At 72.0% G+C, this 19,809-nt stretch carries 20 protein-coding genes; 6 read left to right on the top strand and 14 right to left on the bottom strand.

What is annotated here, in order from left to right; translation table 11 throughout:
- Window positions 1–148 precede the first annotated feature (148 nt).
- From C8K30_RS19160 to C8K30_RS19185, 6 genes are all read left to right on the top strand, one after another.
- On the top strand, window positions 149–910 hold the full coding sequence (locus C8K30_RS19160) for a peptidylprolyl isomerase (protein WP_108494512.1): 762 nt from the start codon (window positions 149–151) through the stop codon (window positions 908–910).
- Entirely contained in the window at window positions 907–2,964 is a 2,058-nt protein-coding gene (locus C8K30_RS19165; RefSeq protein WP_108494513.1) for a DUF349 domain-containing protein, read from the top strand. Before C8K30_RS19160 ends, C8K30_RS19165 begins: the two co-directional genes overlap by 4 nt.
- 73 nt (window positions 2,965–3,037) lie before the next feature.
- Window positions 3,038–3,658 carry a hypothetical protein gene (locus C8K30_RS19170; RefSeq protein ID WP_108494514.1) on the top strand — a complete coding sequence of 207 codons (621 nt, stop codon included), beginning with the start codon at window positions 3,038–3,040 and terminating at the stop codon, window positions 3,656–3,658.
- Between the two features lie 9 nt (window positions 3,659–3,667).
- The gene (locus C8K30_RS19175) at window positions 3,668–4,771 is read left to right on the top strand and encodes a DNA polymerase domain-containing protein (RefSeq protein WP_108494515.1); all 1,104 of its coding nucleotides are present in this window, start codon (window positions 3,668–3,670) and stop codon (window positions 4,769–4,771) included.
- A gap of 60 nt (window positions 4,772–4,831) precedes the next feature.
- Complete coding sequence (locus tag C8K30_RS19180) at window positions 4,832–5,395, top strand: dihydrofolate reductase family protein (protein WP_108494516.1); 564 nt, start codon at window positions 4,832–4,834, stop codon at window positions 5,393–5,395.
- 14 nt (window positions 5,396–5,409) lie between these two features.
- Window positions 5,410–6,588, top strand: coding sequence for an ATP-dependent DNA ligase (locus C8K30_RS19185; protein WP_108494517.1), 1,179 nt, complete (start codon window positions 5,410–5,412; stop codon window positions 6,586–6,588).
- A gap of 78 nt (window positions 6,589–6,666) precedes the next feature.
- Here the strand turns inward: C8K30_RS19185 and C8K30_RS19190 are convergent, their stop codons facing one another.
- The 14 genes from C8K30_RS19190 to C8K30_RS19255 form a co-directional block, all read right to left on the bottom strand.
- The gene (locus C8K30_RS19190) at window positions 6,667–9,009 is read right to left on the bottom strand and encodes a bifunctional (p)ppGpp synthetase/guanosine-3',5'-bis(diphosphate) 3'-pyrophosphohydrolase (protein ID WP_108494518.1); all 2,343 of its coding nucleotides are present in this window, start codon (window positions 9,007–9,009) and stop codon (window positions 6,667–6,669) included.
- 75 nt (window positions 9,010–9,084) lie between these two features.
- The gene (locus tag C8K30_RS19195; protein WP_108494519.1) at window positions 9,085–9,657 is read right to left on the bottom strand and encodes an adenine phosphoribosyltransferase; all 573 of its coding nucleotides are present in this window, start codon (window positions 9,655–9,657) and stop codon (window positions 9,085–9,087) included.
- 22 nt (window positions 9,658–9,679) lie between these two features.
- A complete protein-coding gene (secF, locus tag C8K30_RS19200) occupies window positions 9,680–10,768 on the bottom strand; it encodes a protein translocase subunit SecF (protein ID WP_108494520.1) in 1,089 nt (362 codons plus the stop codon).
- Complete coding sequence (secD, locus tag C8K30_RS19205) at window positions 10,768–12,642, bottom strand: protein translocase subunit SecD (protein ID WP_165919529.1); 1,875 nt, start codon at window positions 12,640–12,642, stop codon at window positions 10,768–10,770. Before secD ends, secF begins: the two co-directional genes overlap by 1 nt.
- Window positions 12,643–12,724: 82 nt before the next feature.
- A complete protein-coding gene (gene yajC / locus C8K30_RS19210; RefSeq protein ID WP_108494521.1) occupies window positions 12,725–13,156 on the bottom strand; it encodes a preprotein translocase subunit YajC in 432 nt (143 codons plus the stop codon).
- Window positions 13,157–13,307: 151 nt separating this feature from the next.
- Entirely contained in the window at window positions 13,308–14,402 is a 1,095-nt protein-coding gene (gene ruvB, locus C8K30_RS19215) for a Holliday junction branch migration DNA helicase RuvB (RefSeq protein ID WP_108494522.1), read from the bottom strand.
- Window positions 14,395–15,027: a Holliday junction branch migration protein RuvA gene (gene ruvA, locus C8K30_RS19220; RefSeq protein WP_108494523.1), complete on the bottom strand. Its 633-nt coding sequence runs from the start codon at window positions 15,025–15,027 to the stop codon at window positions 14,395–14,397. Before ruvA ends, ruvB begins: the two co-directional genes overlap by 8 nt.
- A gap of 255 nt (window positions 15,028–15,282) precedes the next feature.
- The gene (ruvC, locus tag C8K30_RS19225; RefSeq protein WP_108494524.1) at window positions 15,283–15,849 is read right to left on the bottom strand and encodes a crossover junction endodeoxyribonuclease RuvC; all 567 of its coding nucleotides are present in this window, start codon (window positions 15,847–15,849) and stop codon (window positions 15,283–15,285) included.
- Between the two features lie 57 nt (window positions 15,850–15,906).
- A complete protein-coding gene (locus tag C8K30_RS19230) occupies window positions 15,907–16,668 on the bottom strand; it encodes a YebC/PmpR family DNA-binding transcriptional regulator (protein ID WP_108494525.1) in 762 nt (253 codons plus the stop codon).
- 54 nt (window positions 16,669–16,722) lie between these two features.
- On the bottom strand, window positions 16,723–17,358 hold the full coding sequence (gene pdxT, locus C8K30_RS19235; RefSeq protein WP_108494526.1) for a pyridoxal 5'-phosphate synthase glutaminase subunit PdxT: 636 nt from the start codon (window positions 17,356–17,358) through the stop codon (window positions 16,723–16,725).
- A 60-nt stretch (window positions 17,359–17,418) separates the two neighbouring features.
- Window positions 17,419–17,838, bottom strand: coding sequence for a hypothetical protein (locus C8K30_RS19240; protein ID WP_108494527.1), 420 nt, complete (start codon window positions 17,836–17,838; stop codon window positions 17,419–17,421).
- Complete coding sequence (locus C8K30_RS19245; RefSeq protein ID WP_146197528.1) at window positions 17,835–18,476, bottom strand: hypothetical protein; 642 nt, start codon at window positions 18,474–18,476, stop codon at window positions 17,835–17,837. The genes C8K30_RS19240 and C8K30_RS19245 overlap by 4 nt, the downstream gene beginning before the upstream one ends.
- Window positions 18,469–19,164, bottom strand: a complete 696-nt coding sequence (locus C8K30_RS19250; protein WP_108494529.1) for a hypothetical protein — start codon at window positions 19,162–19,164, stop codon at window positions 18,469–18,471. The genes C8K30_RS19245 and C8K30_RS19250 overlap by 8 nt, the downstream gene beginning before the upstream one ends.
- Window positions 19,161–19,808, bottom strand: a complete 648-nt coding sequence (locus C8K30_RS19255; RefSeq protein ID WP_108494530.1) for a signal peptidase I — start codon at window positions 19,806–19,808, stop codon at window positions 19,161–19,163. The genes C8K30_RS19250 and C8K30_RS19255 overlap by 4 nt, the downstream gene beginning before the upstream one ends.
- Window position 19,809 lies beyond the last annotated feature (1 nt).

The raw sequence follows: 19,809 nt of genomic DNA on the forward strand, positions 1-19,809 counted from the left end.
GCCGGTGTTCTCAGGCAGTGTCACCTGGCCTCCGATGCCTACACTGTCCCCGCACGGGGTGATTCGCCCCGGATCCGGCAGGTGAATCGGTCCAGTGACCGTTCCCCGGGTCGAGGCGAGCACAAGAGACCACGGAGAAGGGAACGCGGTGGCGTCCACCAGACAGCGGCAGCGCGCGCAGCAGGTCAAGCAGGCCCAGAAGCAGGCGCAGCGACAGGCAGCGAGGCGTGCCCGCAAACAGCGCGTCTGGACCCTCGTCGCCCTGTTCACGGTGCTCGCGCTCGTAGGCGCCTTCGCGGTCGCCGCCCTGGTCAACAGCGATGGGCCCGACGCCGCCTGCCCCGCCGGTGTCGAGGCGGCTCGGGACACCTACGAGCTCGCCGAGCCCTCGGTGGCCGAGGACCGCACCTGGACCGTCACGCTGCAGGCATGCTCGGGCGACACGACCGCCGACATCGTGCTCGAGCTCGACGGCGCGGCCGCACCGCAGGCCGTCGCCAGCTTCGTCACGCTCGCCCAGGGCGGCTACTTCGACGGCACCGGCTGCCACCGGCTCACCACGCAGGGCATCTTCGTGCTCCAGTGCGGCGACCCGACGTTCACCGGCTCCGGCAGCCCGGGCTACTACTTCGGCCCCGTCGAGAACGCCCCGGAGGACGACGTCTACCCCGCCGGCACGGTCGCGATGGCGCGCCGCGGCGACGACCCCGAGTCCATGGGCTCCCAGTTCTTCCTCGTCTACGAGGAATCGACCATCCCCTCCGACTCTGCCGGCGGGTACACGGTCTTCGGCACGATCACATCCGGCCTGGACTTTGTCCAAGCAGTCGCTGACGCGGGGGTGGAGGGCGGCGCATCAGACGGTGCGCCCGCCACCCCGGTCACCATCGAAGGAGTTGAGACCCAGTGAGCGAACCCACTTCTCGCTCGACAGAGCCCGTCCAGCAGGACGCGCCCGCCGAGCCCGTGGCCGAGACTCCGACCGCAGCCGAGGCTCCCGCCGAGGCGGTGAGCGAGGCGGCTGAGGCAGTCGTCGAGACGGACGCGGCAGCGGACGTCCCGGCGGACGCCGCAGAGGTGACCCCCGAGGTCCCAGCGGAGGCCCCGGCCGTCGATGAGGCCCCCGTGGCCGAGGCCGAGGTTCCCGCCGAGGAGGCTCCCGCGGAAGAGGCGCCTGTCGAGGAGGCACCGGCGCAGGAGGCTCTCGCTGAGGAGGCACCGGCCGCTGAGGCCGAGGTTCCCACGCCGGAAGCTCCGGCAGAGGAAGCTCCCGCCGCCGAGGCCCCGGCCGAGGAAGCGCCGGCCGCCGAGGCAGCTGCTCCCGCTGAGGCTCCGGCTGCCGAGGCCGAGGTTCCCGCACAGGAAGCTCCGGCGGAGGCCCCGACGGAGGAGGCTGCCGCCGAGGAGGCTCCCGCCGCCGAGATCCCCGCCGAGGAAGCCCCAGTCGCCGAGGCCGCTGCTCCCGTCGAAGAGGCTCCCGCCGCCGAAGCCCCCACCGAGGAGGCTCCAGCCGAGGAGACCCCCGCACCGGTCTCAACTCCTGCTCCGAAGCCCGCAACGCCCAAGCCGTCGGCGATCCCGTCGCCGGCCGCGCTCGCGAGGCCGCGTCCGCCCAAGCCGGGCACGCCGTCGGCTCCCGTGGCGCAGTCCGCTGCTCCGGTCACGGCGCCCACCCCGGTGGTGCCCGCTGCGGCCGACGCCGTGGCGCACGCCGAGGCGGAGAAGTTCGGCCGCGTCGACGACGAGGGCAACGTGTACGTGCGCGAGTCCGCGGGCGAGCGCGTCGTGGGCCAGTTCCCCGGCGTCACCACCGAGGAGGCACTCGCCCTCTACGTGCGCCGGTACCTCGACCTGAGCGCGAAGGTCGGCCTGTTCGAGGCCCGTCTGGAGAGCGCGGACCTGGCGGTGCGCGAGATCGACCAGACGCTCCAGAAGCTGGGCGAGGAGACGGCCGAGCCGGCCGCCGTCGGCGACCTGGACGGCCTCCGGACCCGGGTCGAGGCGCTGCGTGGCCGCGCCGCGGAGCGGCGGGCCGCACTCGAGGAGGCACGGTCCGCGGCCAAGGCCGAGGCCGTCGCGTCCCGCACCGCGATCGTGGAGGCCGCCGAGAAGATCGCGGCGACCGACCCGAGCAAGATGCAGTGGCGCCCCGCGGGCGAGGAGCTGCGGTCGCTCCTGGACCGCTGGAAGGACGCTCAGCGCTCCGGGCCGCGTATCGACCGGCCGTCGGAGGAGTCGCTCTGGAAGCGGTTCAGCCACGCCCGCACCGCGTTCGACCGCGAGCGCCGGCACTTCTTCGCCGACCTCGAGCAGCGCAACAACGCCGCCAAGGTCGAGAAGGAGAAGCTGGTCTCCGAGGCGGAGTCGCTGTCGACCAGCACCGACTGGGGTTACACCGCGGGTGCGTACCGCGACCTCATGACGCGCTGGAAGGCTGCGGGCCGTGCGTCCCGCAAGGACGACGACGCCCTGTGGGCCCGGTTCCGGGCCGCGCAGGACCGGTTCTTCCAGGCCAGGGACGCCGAGAACGCCGTCATCGACGCGGAGTACGGCGAGAACCTGAAGGTCAAGGAGGTCCTGCTGGAGGAGGCGGAGGCGCTGCTGCCGGTCAAGGACCTGAACAAGGCCAAGGCCGTGCTGCGCAACGTCCAGGAGCGCTGGGAGGAGGCCGGCAAGGTCCCGCGCGGCGACATCCAGCGCATCGAGGGCCGCCTGCGCGCGGTCGAGACCGCGATCCGCGACGCCGACCAGGCCCAGTGGAAGCGCAGCAACCCCGAGACGCGTGCGCGCGCCGAGGGCGCGGCGGCGCAGCTCGAGGCCGCTATCGCCGGCCTCGAGGAGGACCTCGCGAAGGCCCAGGCCAAGGGCGACAAGCGCAAGGTCTCCGAGCTGGAGGCCGCCGTCGCGGCCCGCCGCTCGTGGCTCGAGCAGGTCGTCAAGGCCGCGGAGGACTCCCGCGGCTGACCTCGGACCGCTTGTCCACAGCGGGCCCGGTCGCGCACTGCGCGACCGGGCCCGCTGCACGTAGGTTCTGCGCATGCCGTCCCAGTGCACCTCCCTCGCCGCGCTCCTCGACCCGGGGCCGACGGCGGCGCCGCTCGTGGTCACCCCCGCGCACGTCGGCGGTCCGGTGGCGTGGTCCGACCTGCGGCGTCGGGGTGCCCTGGTCGAGCTGCACGACGGCGCGGCGGTCGGCGTCGGAGTCGTCGTCGGGCCCCGGCACCGTGCCCTGGCGCTCGCGCACGAGGTGCCCGCGCGCTGTGTCCTGGCCGCCTCCACCGCCGCGTGGGTGCATACCGGCCTGCACGACGGCGTCGTCGCCCCGGCCTGGCCCGTGGGCGCGCCGATCGAGCTGGCCTACTCCCCCGACACCCACCGGCCCGTCCCGCGCCCCGGGCAGGTCGCGCGGCGCGCACGGGGGCTCGCGCGGGACACCGTCCGCCTCGCGGGCGTCCCCGTGACGCGGCTCGCCCGCACCGCTGTCGACGTCGCGTGCACCGCGCCGCTGGAGGCGGCCGTGCCGGTCCTCGTCGCCCTGTCCGGGCGTGGCGTGGACCTGCGGCACGCGCGGCGCGTGCTCGACCAGCGCGTCCGCGTGATCGGCCGTCCCGCGGCGCACCGGGCGTTCGCGGCAGCGCTGGAACGGCTGAACGGCTAGGTTCGGGGCATGGCCGGATCCAAGACACCAGCGGTGGAGCTCGACGTCGCAGGTCGCACGGTGCGCGTGACGAGCCCGGACCGCGTCGTCTTCCCCCGTGGAATCACCAAGCTGCAGGTCGTCGAGTACTTCGTCGCCGTCTCGGACGGCATCACCGGCGCCCTGCTGCACCGCCCCACCACGCTGGAGCGCTGGCCCAAGGGCTGGCACGAGGGCGCGCACCTCGCGACGCGCATGCCGAAGCCGGACGACCCGAAGGGTGACGGTTTCTACCAGAAGCGCATCCCGAAGGGCGCGCCGGACTACGTCGAGACCGCGACCATCGCCTTCCCGTCCGGCCGGACGGCGGACGAGGTCTGCCCCACCGAGCCCGCCGTCGTGGCCTGGGCCGCCAACATGGGCACGCTCACCTTCCACCCGTGGCCGGTGCGGCGGGACGACGTCGAGGCGGTCGACCAGCTGCGCATCGACCTGGACCCCCAGCCCGGCACCAGCTTCGACGAGGCCGCCGTAGTCGCCCCGCACCTGCGGGAGCTGCTCGGCGAGCTGAACCTGACCGGGTACCCGAAGACCTCCGGCGGCAGGGGGCTGCACGTCTTCGTGCCGCTGGAGCCCCGGTGGACGTTCACCGAGGGACGGCGGGCGACCATCGCCATCGGGCGCGAGCTGGAACGCCGCCTGCCCGGCAAGGTCACGACGCGGTGGTGGAAGGAGGAGCGCGGCGAGGCCATCTTCGTGGACTACAACCAGATGGCCCGGGACCGCACCATCGCCTCCGCGTACTCGATCCGCGCCAACGGGAAGGCCACTGTGTCGATGCCGCTGGAGTGGGACGAGGTCGCCGACGTGCACCCCGACGACTTCGACGTCCTGACCGCGGCGGACCGGTTCGCCGAGCGGGGCGACCTGTTCGCCGCGCTGCGCGCCGACCGCGACCCCGCCCTGGACTGCTCGCTGGACGCCGCCCTCGACCTGGCCGCCCGCGACGAGGCCGACGGGCTCGAGGACCTGCCCTATCCGCCGGAGTACCCGAAGATGCCGGGCGAGCCCAAGCGGGTCCAGCCCAGCCGGGACAAGGACCGGGACAGGTCGAAGGACGCCGCAGGCGACTGATCCAGGGGCAGTGGGGCCGCGGACCGATGAGTTCCGCCCCGCTGCGGCGTCGGACCGTACATGGGAACCCTGCGGTACTTCGCGAACATGTCCGCCGACGGGTACACCGTCGACGCCGACGGGAAGTTCGACTGGATAGTGCCCACCGACGAGGTGCTCGCGTTCATCAACGAGCTCGAGTCGGACGTCGCCGTGTACGTCCACGGGCGGCGCATGTACGAGACGATGGTCTACTGGGAGACCCACGATCCGGGCGCCGACCCGAACCCGAACATGACGCGGTACGCGGAGATCTGGCAGGGGGTCGAGAAGGTCGTCGCGTCGTCGTCCCTGCCCGAGGAGGCCATCACGTCGGCGCGGACCAGGCTCGTGCGTGACCTGCAGCTCGGCGAGCTGCGGCGGATCGCCGACTGTGCGGCCGGCGGCGTCTCCGTGGGCGGGCCCACGGTGGCCGCCGCACCCATCCGGCACGGGCTCGTCGACGACTTCACCTTCTTCGTCTATCCCGAGGTCGTGGGCGGCGGCCTGCCGGCCCTGCCCCCTGACACACGGCTCAGCCTGCGCCTCGTGGACTCCCGGACGTTCGCGGACGGGTGCGTCTACCTGCATTACGTGCCGCGCTGAGGCAGGCTCGTTCCGTGACCACACTCAACCTGCCCGTGCAGCCCCCGGTCCGGCCGATGCTCGCCAAGAGCGTGGCGTCGGTGCCCGCCCAGCCCGCCGGCGACGACGCCGGCCCCGCCTACGTCTACGAGCCCAAGTGGGACGGCTTCCGCGCCATCGTGTACCGCGACGGCGACGACGTGCAGATCGACTCCCGCAACGCGAAGCCGATGGACCGCTACTTCCCGGACGTCGTCGCCGCGGTCCGCGAGGCGCTCCCGGAGCGGTGCGTGGTCGACGGCGAGATCGTCATCGCCCAGACCCCCGAGGGCCCGACGGCGGGCGCGGCGCACCTGAACTTCGAGCTGCTGTCCCAGCGCATCCACCCGGCGGCGTCCCGCGTGAACATGCTCGCCGAGACCACCCCGGCCGCGCTCGTCGTGTTCGACGTCCTGGCCCTGGGCGACGAATCGCTCATGGACCGGCCGCTGACCGAGCGGCTCGAGGCGCTGGACGGGCTCGGGCTGAAGGGCCCGCTCGTGTTCGCGACGCCCCGCACCCTGGACGCCGCCGTGGCGACCGAGTGGTTCGGCTCGTTCGAGGGCGCGGGCCTGGACGGCGTCGTCGCCAAGCCCGCGGACGGCGTCTACGCGCCCAACAAGCGCGCCATGCTGAAGATCAAGCACACCCGGACGGCCGACGTCGTGCTGGCGGGCTACCGGCTGCACAAGACGTCGACGCCCGAGGAGCCGCTGCTGGGCTCGCTCCTGCTGGGCCTGTGGGACGAGTCCGACGACGGGCCGCGGCTGCAGTTCGTCGGCGTCGCGGCGTCGTTCTCGGCGGCCCGGCGCGCGGAGCTCGTCGCGGAGCTGGCGCCCCTCGTCGTCGAGCCCGGCACGCCCGCAGCGGACGAGCATCCCTGGCACGGGTGGACGGACCCGGCGAACGCCGAGGCCGGGGACCGGCTGCCGGGCGCGCAGTCGCGCTGGAGCTCGGGCAAGGACCTGTCGTTCACGCCCCTGCGGCCGGAGCGCGTGCTGGAGGTCGGCTACGACCACATGGAGGGCTCCCGGTTCCGCCACACGTCCCAGTTCAAGCGCTGGCGCCCGGACCGCGAGCCGGCGTCCTGCACGTACGAGCAGCTGGAGGAGCCGGTCAGCTTCGACCTCGCCGAGCTGCTCCCGGGGGCGCCGGGGACCACTCCCGCGCCGTGATCCCCTTCGCTGTGGGCGCGATAGTTTGCGTCTCAGGCGGACGCGAAGTCACGACGATCGCGCCCACAGCCAGAGGGGTCAGACCGGCAGCTGCGGCCGCTCGACCGGCTTGGTGCCGGTGATGCGGTGCACGTCGAACACGCCCTCGACCTTCCGGACCGCCGCGAGGACGGTCGCCAGGTGCGCGGGCTCGGCCATCTCGAAGATGAACCGGGAGACCGCCAGCCGGTCGTCCGACGTCGAGACGAACGCCGAGAGGATGTTGACGTGGTTCTCGGACAGCACTCGCGTGACGTCCGACAGGAGGCGCGACCGGTCGAGCGCCTCGACCTGGATCTGGACCAGGAACATCGTGTTCGCGCCCTGCGTCCACTCCACGTCGACCAGGCGCTCCGGCTGCTTGCGCAGCCCGTCCAGGTTCACGCAGTCCGTGCGGTGCACGCTGACGCCCTGGCCGCGGGTCACGAAGCCGACGATGTCGTCGCCCGGCACCGGGGTGCAGCACTTGGCGAGCTTGACCCACACGTCCGCGGAGTCGGAGCCCTTGAGCTTGACGCCCGGGTCGCCCGAGCGCACCCGCCGGGCGGTGAGCCCACCGGGCCTGGCGGCCTCGGCGACGTCCTCCTCCGCGCCGTCCGCGCCACCGAGCGCCTTGACGAGCTTCTCCACCACGTGGGCTGAGGAGATCTGCCCCTCGCCGACGGCCGCATACAGGCCGGTCACGTCCTGGTAGTTCATCTCGTCCGCGACCCCGAGGAGGGTCTCGTGCGACATGAGCCGCTGGATCGGCAGGCCCTGCTTCCGCATCGACTTCGCTATCGCGTCCTTGCCGGTCTCGACGGCTTCCTCGCGACGCTCCTTGGTGAACCACTGCCGGATCTTGTTGCGCGCGCGCGGCGACTTCACGAACCCGAGCCAGTCGCGGCTCGGCCCCGCCGTCTCGGACTTCGACGTGAGGATGTCGACGACGTCGCCGTTCTCCAGCGGCGAGTCCAGCGGCACCAGGCGGCCGTTCACGCGGGCGCCCATGGTGCGGTGGCCCACCTCGGTGTGCACGGCGTAGGCGAAGTCGACCGGCGTCGCGCCGCCCGGCAGCGCCATCGCCATGCCCTTCGGCGTGAAGACGTAGACCTCGTCGCCACCGATCTCGAACCGCAGCGAGTCAAGGAACTCCGCCGGGTCGGCCGTCTCGCGCTGCCAGTCCACGAGCTGGCGCAGCCAGGCCATGTCCTGGTTCTTCGGGTCGTTCCCGCCTGCGCCGCCGGCCGGTGTCTTCTCCTTGTACTTCCAGTGCGCCGCGACGCCGTACTCGGCCCGCCGGTGCATGTCGTGCGTACGGATCTGGATCTCCACGGGCTTGCCGCCCGGGCCGATCACCGTCGTGTGCAGCGACTGGTACATGTTGAACTTCGGCATCGCGATGTAGTCCTTGAACCGGCCGGGGACCGGGTTCCACCGCGCGTGCATGGCGCCGAGCGCCGCATAGCAGTCGCGCACGGTGTCCACGAGGACGCGCGTGCCGACGAGGTCGTAGATCTCCGCGAAGTCGTGACCGCGCACGATCATCTTCTGGTAGATCGAGTAGTAGTGCTTCGGCCGGCCGGTCACCGTGGCCTTGATCTTCGCGCTGCGCAGGTCCGACTCGATCTGGCCCTTCACCACGCCGAGGTACTCCTCGCGCGCGGGGGCCCGCTCGGCCACGAGGTGCACGATCTCGTCGTACACCTTGGGGTACAGGGTCTGGAAGGAGAGGTCCTCCAGCTCCCACTTGATCGTGTTCATGCCCAGTCGGTGGGCCAGCGGCGCGTAGATCTCGACGGTCTCGCGCGCCTTGCGCTCCGCCGACTTGGACGGCACGTACTTCCAGGTGCGGGCGTTGTGCAGGCGGTCGGCCAGCTTGATGACCAGCACGCGGATGTCCTTGGCCATGGCCACGACCATCTTGCGCACGGTCTCGGCCTGCGCCGCGTCGCCGTACTTCACCTTGTCGAGCTTGGTCACGCCGTCCACGAGCAGCGCGACGTCGTCGCCGAACTCGCCGCGCAGCGTGTCCAGCGAGTAGTCGGTGTCCTCCACCGTGTCGTGCAGCAGCGCGGCCGCGATCGTGGTGCCCTCGAAGCCGAGCTCCGCGAGGATCGTGGAGACGGCGACGGGGTGCGTGATGTACGGGTCGCCGCTCTTGCGCATCTGCCCGCGGTGGGCCTTCTCCGCGACGACGTACGCGCGCTCGATCAGCGCGACGTCGGCCTTGGGGTGGTTGCTGCGGATCGCCTGCAGGAGCGGCTCGATCGCCGCGGGGGTACCCCCGCCCACGCTGCGCACGCCGAGGCGCACGAGCCGGTTGCGCATCCTGTTGCCACCGGGCGGGGTGGTCGGGTTCTTCTCGGGCACAGGAGCGCGTGACACCGTGTTCTCCGCCATGTACGCGCCTCCTTACCCGGGTGAGACCCGGAATCGCCAGTCTATCCCTGGACCTCTATTCCCCGTCCGATCGGCTCACTCACCGGACGTCGTGTCCACTCGCAGGAGAGTATCGACGTTGTGGCCCTGGAGCCTGTCACGTCCGTGGAGCGCCTCCAGCTCGAGCAGGAACGCGAGCCCGGCGACCACTCCTCCGCACTGCTCCACCAGCTCTGCTGCGGCCGCCGCGGTACCGCCCGTGGCGAGGACGTCGTCAATGATGAGAACACGCGCACCGGGGGTGAGTGTTCCCGAGCGCAGCTCGATCGACGCCGAGCCGTACTCCAGGTCGTACGACACCTGGTGCGTAGGCGGCGGGAGCTTGCCCGCCTTCCGCAGGGGCAGGAACCCCAGGCCGAGCGCGTGGGCCACCGGCGTGCCGAGCAGGAAGCCGCGGGCCTCCATACCGGCCACTACATCTACGCCGTCGGCCAGCGCCAGGCGGGTGAACGCCTCCACGACGTCGGCCAGCCCCTCGGCGTCGGCCAGGAGGGGCGTGATGTCCTTGAAGAGGATTCCCGGCGAGGGGAAGTCCGGTACGTCTGAGATCAGGTCGCGAATGCGCGTCGCCCTCTCCGGCGCAAGGCCGGAGAGGGCGACGGCGGTCATGTCGTCTGCCACGAAGCGGAGCCTACCGGCGTCGCTTGGGCTGGGCGGTGTGTCCCTGGTGGTGCCCGGGGACGAGCTGGGCGGAACCCGACGCGGCGGCGGCGAGCATACCCTCGTCGGCGCCCTCGGCCACGAGGCCCGCGCGCAGGTCCATGACCTTCTTGGTGTGCGCGGCGATCTTGGGCTCACGCTCGCGCAGCGCCACGTCCAGCGGTGTGGCCAGGAAGATCGACGACGTCGCACCCACCGCGATGCCGACGAACAGCGACAGCGAGATGTCGTTCAGCGTGCCCGCCCCGAGGAGGAAGCCACCCACGAAGAGGATGCCCGCGACCGGCAGCAGCGCCACCACGGAGGTGTTGATGGACCGGACCAGGGTCTGGTTCACCGCGAGGTTGGCCCGCTCGGCGTAGGTGCTGCGGGACTGCTCGGTCACGGAGACCGTGTTCTCGCGCACCTTGTCGAAGACGACCATCTTGTCGTAGAGCGAGAAGCCCAGGATGGTCAGGAAGCCGATGATCGTCGACGGCGTGACCTCCCAGCCGATCACCGCGTACACGCCGGCCGAGACCAGCACGTCGATGAGCATCGCCACGATGGCGGCCACCGACATGCGCCACGCGCGGAAGTACAGCGCCATGAAGATCGCCGCCGCGATCACGAACGCGACGGTGCCCCACAGGGCCCGCATGCTCACGGACTCACCCCAGGTGGGGCCGATGAAGTTCGACGTGACCTCTGACGGATCCACCCCGTACGCCTGCGCCAGGGCGTCCTGGAGCCGGCCCGTCTCGTCGTTGTCGAGCTGCGAGACCTGCACGCGGACCGAGTCGGAGCCGAGCTGGGTGACGTGCGGCTCCTCGCCCGGGGCGACCTCCGCGACGGTGTCGAGGGCGATGTCCTCGTCCGTGCTGGCCACGCCCGAGACGGTGAACTCGGAGCCGCCGCGGAAGTCGATGCCCAGGTTCAGGCCCTGGAACACCAGCACGAGGATCGAGGCGACCGAGAAGAGGCCGACGATCGAGAACCAGAGGCTCTTCCGCTGGATGATCGGGTAGGACCTGCGCCCGGTATAGAGGTCGTTGCCCCAATGAGCGAAGCTGCCGGCCATCAGTGCTTCTCCTCGTTCTGAGCCGCTTCGGCGGCAGCCTTGCGCTCGGCGGCACGCCGCTCCGCGATAGTCATCCTTCGGCCGTCCTCGGCCGTGCGTGGCACCGGCGTGACCGACTGCGCCGTGACCAGCTCGCGCTCCTCGCTCGGCGCGCCGAGGTCGGGAGCGTCCGCCGCGGGCTGCTTCGGGCCGGAGAACTGGCCGGCCCCGCGGTACCGCGGGCCGCTGTTCAGGTCGAGACGGTCGGCCGAGAGACCCGACCACTTGTGGCCGTCCCGGAAGAACGGGATCTTCGCGATCAGCTCCATGACCGGGTGCGTGAACCAGAAGACCACCATGATGTCGATGATCGTGGTCAGGCCCAGGGTGAACGCGAAGCCGCGCACGCCGCCGACCGTCATGAAGTACAGGATCACGGCCGAGAGCAGGTTCACGGACTTGGCGGCCAGCACAGTGCGGCGGGCACGCACCCAGCCGCGCTGGACCGCGAGCCGCAGCGACCTGCCGTCACGTAGCTCGTCCCGGATACGTTCGAAGTACACGATGAACGAGTCCGCCGTGAAGCCGATGGCCACGATCAGACCAGCGATACCCGGCAGGGAGAGGCGGTAGCCCATGCCCCAGCTCAGGAGCGCGATCACGACGTAGGTCATGGCACCGGCCACGACGAGCGACATGACCGTCAGCAGGCCGAGCGTGCGGTACTGGAACATCGAGTACACGACCACCAGCGCCAGGCCGATGAGGCCGGCGAACAGGCCGCGCTGCAGCTGCTCCGAGCCCAGCGTCGCAGAGATCTGGTTCTCGCCCTCCACCTCGAAGGTGAGCGGCAGCGAGCCGAAGCTCAGCTGGTTGGCCAGCGTCGCCGCCGAGTCCTGGGTGAAGGAGCCGGAGATCTGGGCCTCACCGTTGGTGATCGGCTCGTTGATGCTCGGCGCCGAGACGATCAGACCGTCCAGCACGATGGCGAACTGGTTGCGCGGCGACTCCAGCGCCACGAGCCGCTCGGTGGTCTCGCGGAACTGCGTCGCGCCCTCCGAGTTGAAGTCGAGGGTCACGCCCCACGTGTTCGTGACCGTGCCGTTCGCGCCCGGCATGAGGCCGGACGCCGCGCCGCTCAGGTTGGTGCCGTCCACCTCGACGGGGCCCAGGATGTACTTGGCCGCGCCGGTCTGGTCGCACGTGACGAGCACCTGGTCCGGGTGGTCGCCGCCACCGCCCTCGAGGTTCTTCGGGTCGGTGCAGTCCAGCTCGTCGTAGAGCTTCTGGACCGACGGCGTGATCTGCGCCAGGTCGCTCGGGTCCGTCGGGTCGACGTCCTTGGCTTCCGCGGTGATCTTCTTCTCGAGCGCCGCGATCTCCTTGACGGTCGCCCCCGCGCCGTCGTCGGCCGCGGCGTCGTCGCCGGAGGCACTGGGTGACGCGGACGGCTCCGCTGTCGGCGTCGGCTGCGGGGCGCCGTAGGTCAGGACCGGCCGGAACTTCATCTGCGCGGCCTTCGAGATCAGCGCGATGGTCTCGTCGTCCACCTCGCCGGGGATCTCGACCACTATCTGGTTGCTGCCCTGGGCGGCGATCTCGGCCTCGGTGACGCCGTTGGCGTCCACCCGCTGCCGGATGACACCGATGGCCTCTTCCATCGCCTCCGGGGTCACCTCGGACCCGTCGGAGGTGACTGCCTTCAGGATGACCTGGGTGCCGCCCTGCAGGTCGAGCGCCAGGCCGGGGGCCAGGCTCGCGCCGTTCGGATTGTCGCTCGACTTTTCGTCGAGCTGCCAACCGGCCAAGAGGGCGCCGAAGGGCAGCAGGATCGTCAGGATCGTCAGGAGAACGATCGTGCGAACCGGCCGCGAGCGCCGGGTGTCAGTCGCCAACGTCTGTCTCTTCTCGTGTGCGCGCCGGGGGTACGTCCGGCGCGGGTTCGGCGCCGCCCGGGGTTACCGGACGGCGCGGCCGTCACTTGCCGTCCGCGTCCGCGTCCCGTCGCTGCTGCTCCCGGTACTCGCGCTTGGCGGTGTCCAGGCCGGACAGGTCGTCGGGAACGTCGTTCGCGTCGGGGCTGATCGTACTTGCCGTTTCGCTGTTCTCTGTGACCTCGGACTCATCGGTCGCGTCTTCGGCGTCCGCGTCGTCGGCGACGGGCTCGTCGATCTGCTTGGAGATGGCCGCACGGAGCCAGGTGGTGGGGTTGCCCGGGAAGGACTCGATGGTCACCTGGTCGTTCGCGTCGTCGACGTCGACGACGGTGCCGATCATGCCGGACGCGGTCATCACCTTGGTTCCGACCGTGAGGTTGTTTCGGAACTCCGCCGCCGCGCGCTGCTGCTTGCGGGAGCGGGAGGACATGAAGAACATCGCCACGAGAAGGATCGCGACGAGAATGAGCATTTCCACGGTGAGGTCCCTGTTCGATTGCTGTGTCGGATGTGCTGCGCACGTATCTCTCGTACACGTGGCGCAAGTACGACGAGGATCCAACCCAGTGTAGTGCCGGGGCCGGATCCTCGGGTCGCCCACCAGGGGCGCCACAAGAACAACGTCAGGGGTCGAGCAAAGTTCCCTGCTCCGCGGATCCAGCACCGCCCCCCGGCGCCTGCGCGGGCGGCGTGAGCCCCAGGTGCTCCCAGGCCGAGAGGGTCGCGACACGGCCGCGCGGGGTGCGTCCGACCAGGCCTTCGCGGACGAGGTAGGGCTCGGCGACGGTCTCGACGGTCTCGGCCTCCTCGCCCACGGTCATGGCGAGCGTGGACAGGCCCACGGGTCCGCCGCCGAACCGGGTGCACAGGGCGGTGAGCACCGCGCGGTCGAGGCGGTCGAGGCCGATGAGGTCGACCTCGTAGACCTCCAGGGCGGACTTCGCGGCGTGCAGGTCGAGCCGTCCGTCGCCGCGCACCTGCGCCCAGTCGCGGACGCGGCGCAGGAGCCGGTTGGCGATGCGGGGGGTGCCGCGCGAGCGGCCGGCGATCTCGTGCGCGGCCGCGTGGTCCAGGTGCACGCCGAGCAGCCCGGCGGAGCGCAGGATCACGCGCTCCAGCTCCTCGGGCGAGTAGTAGTCCATGTGCCCGGTGAACCCGAAGCGGTCGCGCAGCGGCGCGGGCAGCAGGCCGGAGCGGGTGGTGGCGCCGACGACGGTGAACCGGGGCAGCGCGAGCGGGATGGCGGACGCGCCGGCGCCCTTGCCGACCACTACGTCGACCCGGAAGTCCTCCATCGCGACGTACAGCAGCTCCTCGGCGGGACGGGCCAGGCGGTGGATCTCGTCGATGAACAGCACGTCTCCCTCCTCGAGGGAGGACAGGACGGCGGCGAGGTCGCCCGCGTGCTGGATGGCGGGGCCGCTGGTGAGCCGCATGTGCGAGGCGAGCTCAGCCGCGATGATCATGGCCAGCGTCGTCTTGCCGAGCCCTGGCGGGCCGGACAGCAGCACATGGTCGGGCGGGTTGCCGCGCGCCATCGCCGCCTGGAGCACCAGAGAGAGCTGGTCGCGCACGACCCGCTGCCCTACGAACTCGTCCAGGCCCTTGGGCCGCAGCGCGGCCTCGGCGGCCCGCTCGATCTCGTCGGCGCTCGGGGCGACTATCCGGCCGCCGGCGCCGTCCGTCCCGGTGGCAGAGCCCGTCGAGACCTCAGCCACGGTGTCCGCCCAGCACCCGCAGCGCGGCGCGCAGAGTCGAGGCGACGTCGTCGGCCGTCACGGCGTCGGTCCCCGCCTCCGCGAGCACCTTCGCCACGGCGTCGTCGGCCTGCTTGGCGGGCCAGCCGAGGCCCGCCAGGGCCTCCACCACCCGCTCGGAGTGGTCGGCGACGTTGACCTCGGTGGCCGACCCCGGCGCGGCCCCTGCCGGGGATACGCCCGAGGGCGGGCCGAGCCGGTCGCCCAGCTCCAGGACGAGGCGCTGGGCGCCCTTCCTGCCGATGCCCGGCACGCGGGTCAGCGCGGCCAGGTCCTCGCCCGCGACGGCGCGGCGCAGCGCGTCGGGGGTGTGCACCGCGAGCATCGCGAGCGCCAGGCGCGGCCCGACGCCGGACACCGTCTGCACCGCCTCGAACACGTCGCGCTCATCGGGGTCACCGAACCCGTACAACGTCATCGAGTCCTCGCGGACAACCATGCTCGTGGCGACGCCGGCGGTCTCGCCGACGTGCAGCCCGGCCAGGGTGGTGGGCGTGGCGTGCACCAGGTAGCCGACGCCGCCGACGTCGACCACCGCACGGTCCAGGCCCACGTGGGCCACGGTCCCCGTCAGCGAGGCGATCACGGGCTCCCCCTCCTTGCGTCTGGGTCCCGGCTCTTGGTGGTCGAGCTTGCCGGGACCCGATCGAACGTCCGTGCGAGGAGCCTAACAAGCGCCACCATGCCACCTGAGCAGGCCACGCCGCCAGCCAGCGACCGCAGACTTGGTCGCGGCCACGGATGCCGACTGCAGATCTTGTTGCGGATACCGGGCCCGGATCCGCAACGAAGTCTGCAGTCGCCGAAAGTGGCGGCGACCAAGTCTGCGGTCGGCGGCGGGTCAGCGGCGCGGGCGCTGCTTGGCGGCCTGCTCGGCCGCGGCCCAGGCGCGCTGCGCGGGGGTGAGCTCGTGCCGGTCGCCGCCCTGCAGTGCGCCCGCGGGACGCCACAGGTGGCAGACCGCGAGCGCCAGCGCGTCGGCGGCGTCGGCGGGCTTCGGCGCATCGGAGAGGTCGAGGATGCGTGTGATCATGGTCGTCACCTGCGCCTTGTCGGCGCGCCCCGAACCGGTCACCGCCGCCTTCACCTCCGACGGCGTGTGCAGCGCGACGGGCACGCCCCGGCGGGCCGCGGCCACCATGGCCAGGCCCGCCGCCTGGGCGGTCCCCATCACCGTGCCGACGTTGTGCTGCGCGAAGACCCGCTCGACCGCGACGACGTCGGGCACGTGCTCGTCCAGCCAGGCGTCCAGGCCGTCCGCGATCTTCAGCAGGCGCAGGTCCGTGGACAGGTCCGCGTCCGAGCGGATCACCCCGACCGCGACCATCCGGGCCCGCCGCCCGGGCAGGGAGTCGACGACGCCGACGCCGCACCTGGTCAGGCCGGGGTCGACTCCTAGGACGCGCATGGCGTCAGATTCTCACGACTGAGGGCGTGGTCCCGACAGGCTCGACCAGCGGGAACGTCAGTCGTCCTCGTCGAGGGCCGCCAAGACCTCGTCGCTCGCGTCGAAGTTCGCGTAGACGTTCTGCACGTCGTCGCTGTCCTCGAGCGAGTCGATGAGGCGCATGATCTTGCGAGCGCCCTCGACGTCGACCTCCACCTGCATCGACGGGTGGAAGATCACGTCCGCGGAGTCGTACTCGATGCCGGCCTCCTGGATGGCCGTACGCACCGGCACCAGGTCGGTCGCCTCGGTCAGGACCTCGATGACCTCGCCCTGGTCGGTGACGTCCTCGGCGCCGGCGTCGAGCGCGGCGAGCATCACCTCGTCCTCGCCCACGCCGTCGGCCTTCGGCACCACGATCAGGCCCTTGCGGGAGAACAGGTACGACACCGATCCCGGGTCGGCGAGGTTGCCGCCGTTGCGGGAGAACGCCAGGCGCACCTCGGAGGCCGCGCGGTTCTTGTTGTCCGTGAGGCACTCGACGAGGACGGCGATGCCGTTCGTGCCGTAGCCCTCGTACATGATCGTCTGGTAGTCGACGGCGTCGGCGCCCTCGCCCGAACCACGCTTCAGCGCGCGGTCGATGTTGTCGTTGGGGACAGACGACTTCTTCGCCTTCTGCACCGCGTCGAACAGCGTCGGGTTACCGGCGAGGTCGCCGCCGCCCGTGCGTGCCGCCACCTCGATGTTCTTGATCAGCTTCGCGAAGAGCTTGCCGCGCTTGGCGTCGATCGCGGCCTTCTTGTGCTTGGTCGTGGCCCACTTGGAGTGACCTGACATGCCTCTACCTGACTCCTTGCTATCGATGGCTCTCGAGATCGCGGTGGGAACCGCTCAGCCGCCCGCAACCATGCTGACGAACAGCCCGTGCACCCGCGCTTCCCCCGTGATCTCGGGGTGGAATGCGGTGGCGAGCAGTGGTCCCTGCCGTGCTGCGACAATCCTACCGGCGGCCGCCACAGGACGGCCCTGCGTATCCACAGCCGGGATGCGGGACAGCACCTCGACCTCGGGCCCGGCCTCCTCGACCCAAGGGGCGCGGATGAACGCGGTGCGCACCGGGCCGCCGTCCCCGACGTCGGAGATGCCCGCGAACTCGAGGTCGGTCTCGAACGAGTCGACCTGCCGCCCGAACGCGTTGCGCCGCACTACCACGTCCATGCCCCCGAGCGTGCGCTGGTCCTCGGTGCCGCCGAGGATGCGGTCCGCGAGCAGGATCATCCCCGCGCACGAGCCGAACACCGGTAGGCCTTCCTTGATCCGGGCCTGCAGCGGCTCGTCCAGCTCGAAGATGCGCAGCAACTTGTCCATGGTCGTGGACTCCCCGCCGGGGAGCACGAGCCCGTCGACGGCGGCCAGCTCGGCCGGACGGCGCACGGTCACGGCACGCGCGCCCACGGACTCGAGGGCGGCCAGGTGTTCGCGGACGTCGCCCTGCAGGGCGAGGACGCCGATGGTCGGTGCTGTCACAGCATTCGATTCTATGCGGCCCGGCGCGGGTCATCGGTCCATCGGGTCAGGACACCCCGGTCACACGCAGACGCCGAGCACGAGCGCCACCACCGTGTAGGTCCGGGAGTTCGACTGCGCCGATGTCCAGGTCGTCGATGCGAACTGCCGCTGCGCCTCGACGTAGAACGTCCCGTTCGTGACGGCTCCGGTGGCCTGGAACGAGGTGGTCCCCGCGGACAGGGTCTGCGTCGTGGCGCCGCCGGCGCCGTAGTGCACCACGTAGCCCGTGGCGCCGGTCACGGCGGTCCAGGTGAACGTCACAGATCCGATGCCGAGGGTCCCGCAGCTCGCCGTGGTCACCGGGATCGTCCCGGCGCTCAGCGCGTCGGAGGCAACGGTTCCCGTGTCCGACCAGGCAGCCCACGCGGGGCCGCGCGGGACCATGACCGCCAGCAGGAGCACGAACGCGGCGATGACCGCGAACGCCGCCCGCCTCACGGTGCACCGGCCTGGCTCGCGGTGAACAGGAACGTCGCCGTGCTGGACACGCCCTGGACCGACGACGGCGCGCCGGCGCTCAGGCCGAGCACCACGCACAGTGTCACGGTCGCACCGGACGCCACCGGCACCGCGCTCAGGGCGGAGGTCGCCGTGGTGGTCACCGGCGCCGTCGCACGGGAGACCGTGCCGGTGCAGGCCCCCGTGCGCAGGCCGTTCGTCGTGGTGTTCGTCGCGGCCCCGCCCGTGGTCGTGCTCAGGAGCAGGTTCTGCCCCAGCGCCGCGGTCGGTGACGTGACCGACGCGGAGACGTCGACGGCCGTCGTACCGGAGCTGCGCAGCACGACGGTGGCGGCGACGCTCTCCCCCGGCAGCATCCCAGTGAGCCCCAGCGCCGTGTACGTCCACGACCCGCCCGGACCGACCAGCTGCTCCGCGCCCGTCACCGGTCCCACCGTGAGGTCCAGGGTGCCCGCGGTGATCTGCTCCGCGGTCACCGCCCCCGCGCCGCCCCACCATGCCCACGCCACCGCGGCGCCAGGCAGCAGCATGGCCAGCGCGAGCGCGGCGAGCCCACGCCGCCGGGCGGCGCCCCACCAGCCGGAGCGTTGCGAGGACGAGCGGTCGGGCTCAGCCATGCTCGGGCCTTCGCCCGCGCGGCCCGCGAGGCCCACGCGGCCCGCGCGGTCCACCGCGCTCCCGGAGCAGCAGGAGCGCGCTCCCGAGCAGGACGGCGGCCACCGCCACCACTGCCGGCAGCAGCAGGTCCACCCCGGTCCGCGGCAGGCTGCCCGGGCCGCCCGGCCCGTCGGCACCTGGGACGTCCGAACCGGGCCCGCCCAGTCCCGCGGTCGAGAGCGTCACGACCACGTCGATCTCGACGGTCCGCACCTTCGGCGCGCTCGTCGCACCGGGGTCGAACGCCAGCTCGACCCCGATCGGAAGCACCTCGCCCGGTCCGAGGTCGATGACGGCCGACCGCACGCCGTCGGTCCACGGACCCGCCCCCAGCCGCGTCCTGACGTGCAGCTCGTCGGCGAGCGCCGCACCCTCACCGTCCGCCAGGACCACCGAGGCGGCGGCCCGGGCGTCCTCGCCGGACTCGTTGCGCGCGTACAGGGTGCCGGTCTCGACGTCTCCGGGCACCCAGACAAGGCCCGGGTCGAACAGGGGCGTCGTGACGTCGGGCGACCATGTCCGCCCGTCGACGCTGAGGACCAGCCGGTCGTCGGTGGCCGCCGGCACCGCGGCGGACGCGGGGAGCGCCGGCGCGGCCGACCCCGCGACGAGCACCGCGACCAGGGCCGTCCGTCGTCCCGGCCTCATCGTCCCCCTCCGTCGTCGATCGGACCAGCCCGTTCGACCGGGTCCGCCCCGGGAGCGAGAACCTCGTCGCTGGACGCACCCGCGTCGTCGGCCACCCCAGGGCCGACGACGGCGGGCCGCGCCCGCGCCCGCGCGGACCGCTCGCGCATCGCACGCGCCACCTGCCAGCCCGCGTAACCGAGGAGCAGCACCGCGGCCGCGACGCCGACCATCGCGCGCTGGCCGGTGAACACACCGGCGACGTGACCGAGGTACGGCACCCGGTACCAGGCGGCGCCGCGCACCTGGACGTCGCGCACGGGCTGCGCGTCCGGCACGTCGTTCGAGTCCCCCTGGGTGACGTACGTCCGCTCGCCGCCCACCGTGGTGCCGATGCCCACCACACGGTGCGTGACGAGCTGCTCCTGGCCGGAGCGGAGCTGGTAGGTGATCACCGAGCCGGTGCGGATCTGCTCGGGCTCCACCGGACGCGATACGACGAGGGTGCCCGCCGGGAGGCTGGGCTCCATCGAGTCGGTGAGCACCACGTACGGGGTCGCACCGGCGAACCGGGGCACGATCACCCCGAGCACGAGCGCGGCACCCGCAACCACGATGACGACGACGGCGAGCACGCGCCCAGCGAGACGGGCGGCTGTCTGCATG

The sequence above is a fragment of the Promicromonospora sp. AC04 genome, from assembly GCF_003058225.1.
GTDB lineage: Bacteria > Actinomycetota > Actinomycetes > Actinomycetales > Cellulomonadaceae > Promicromonospora.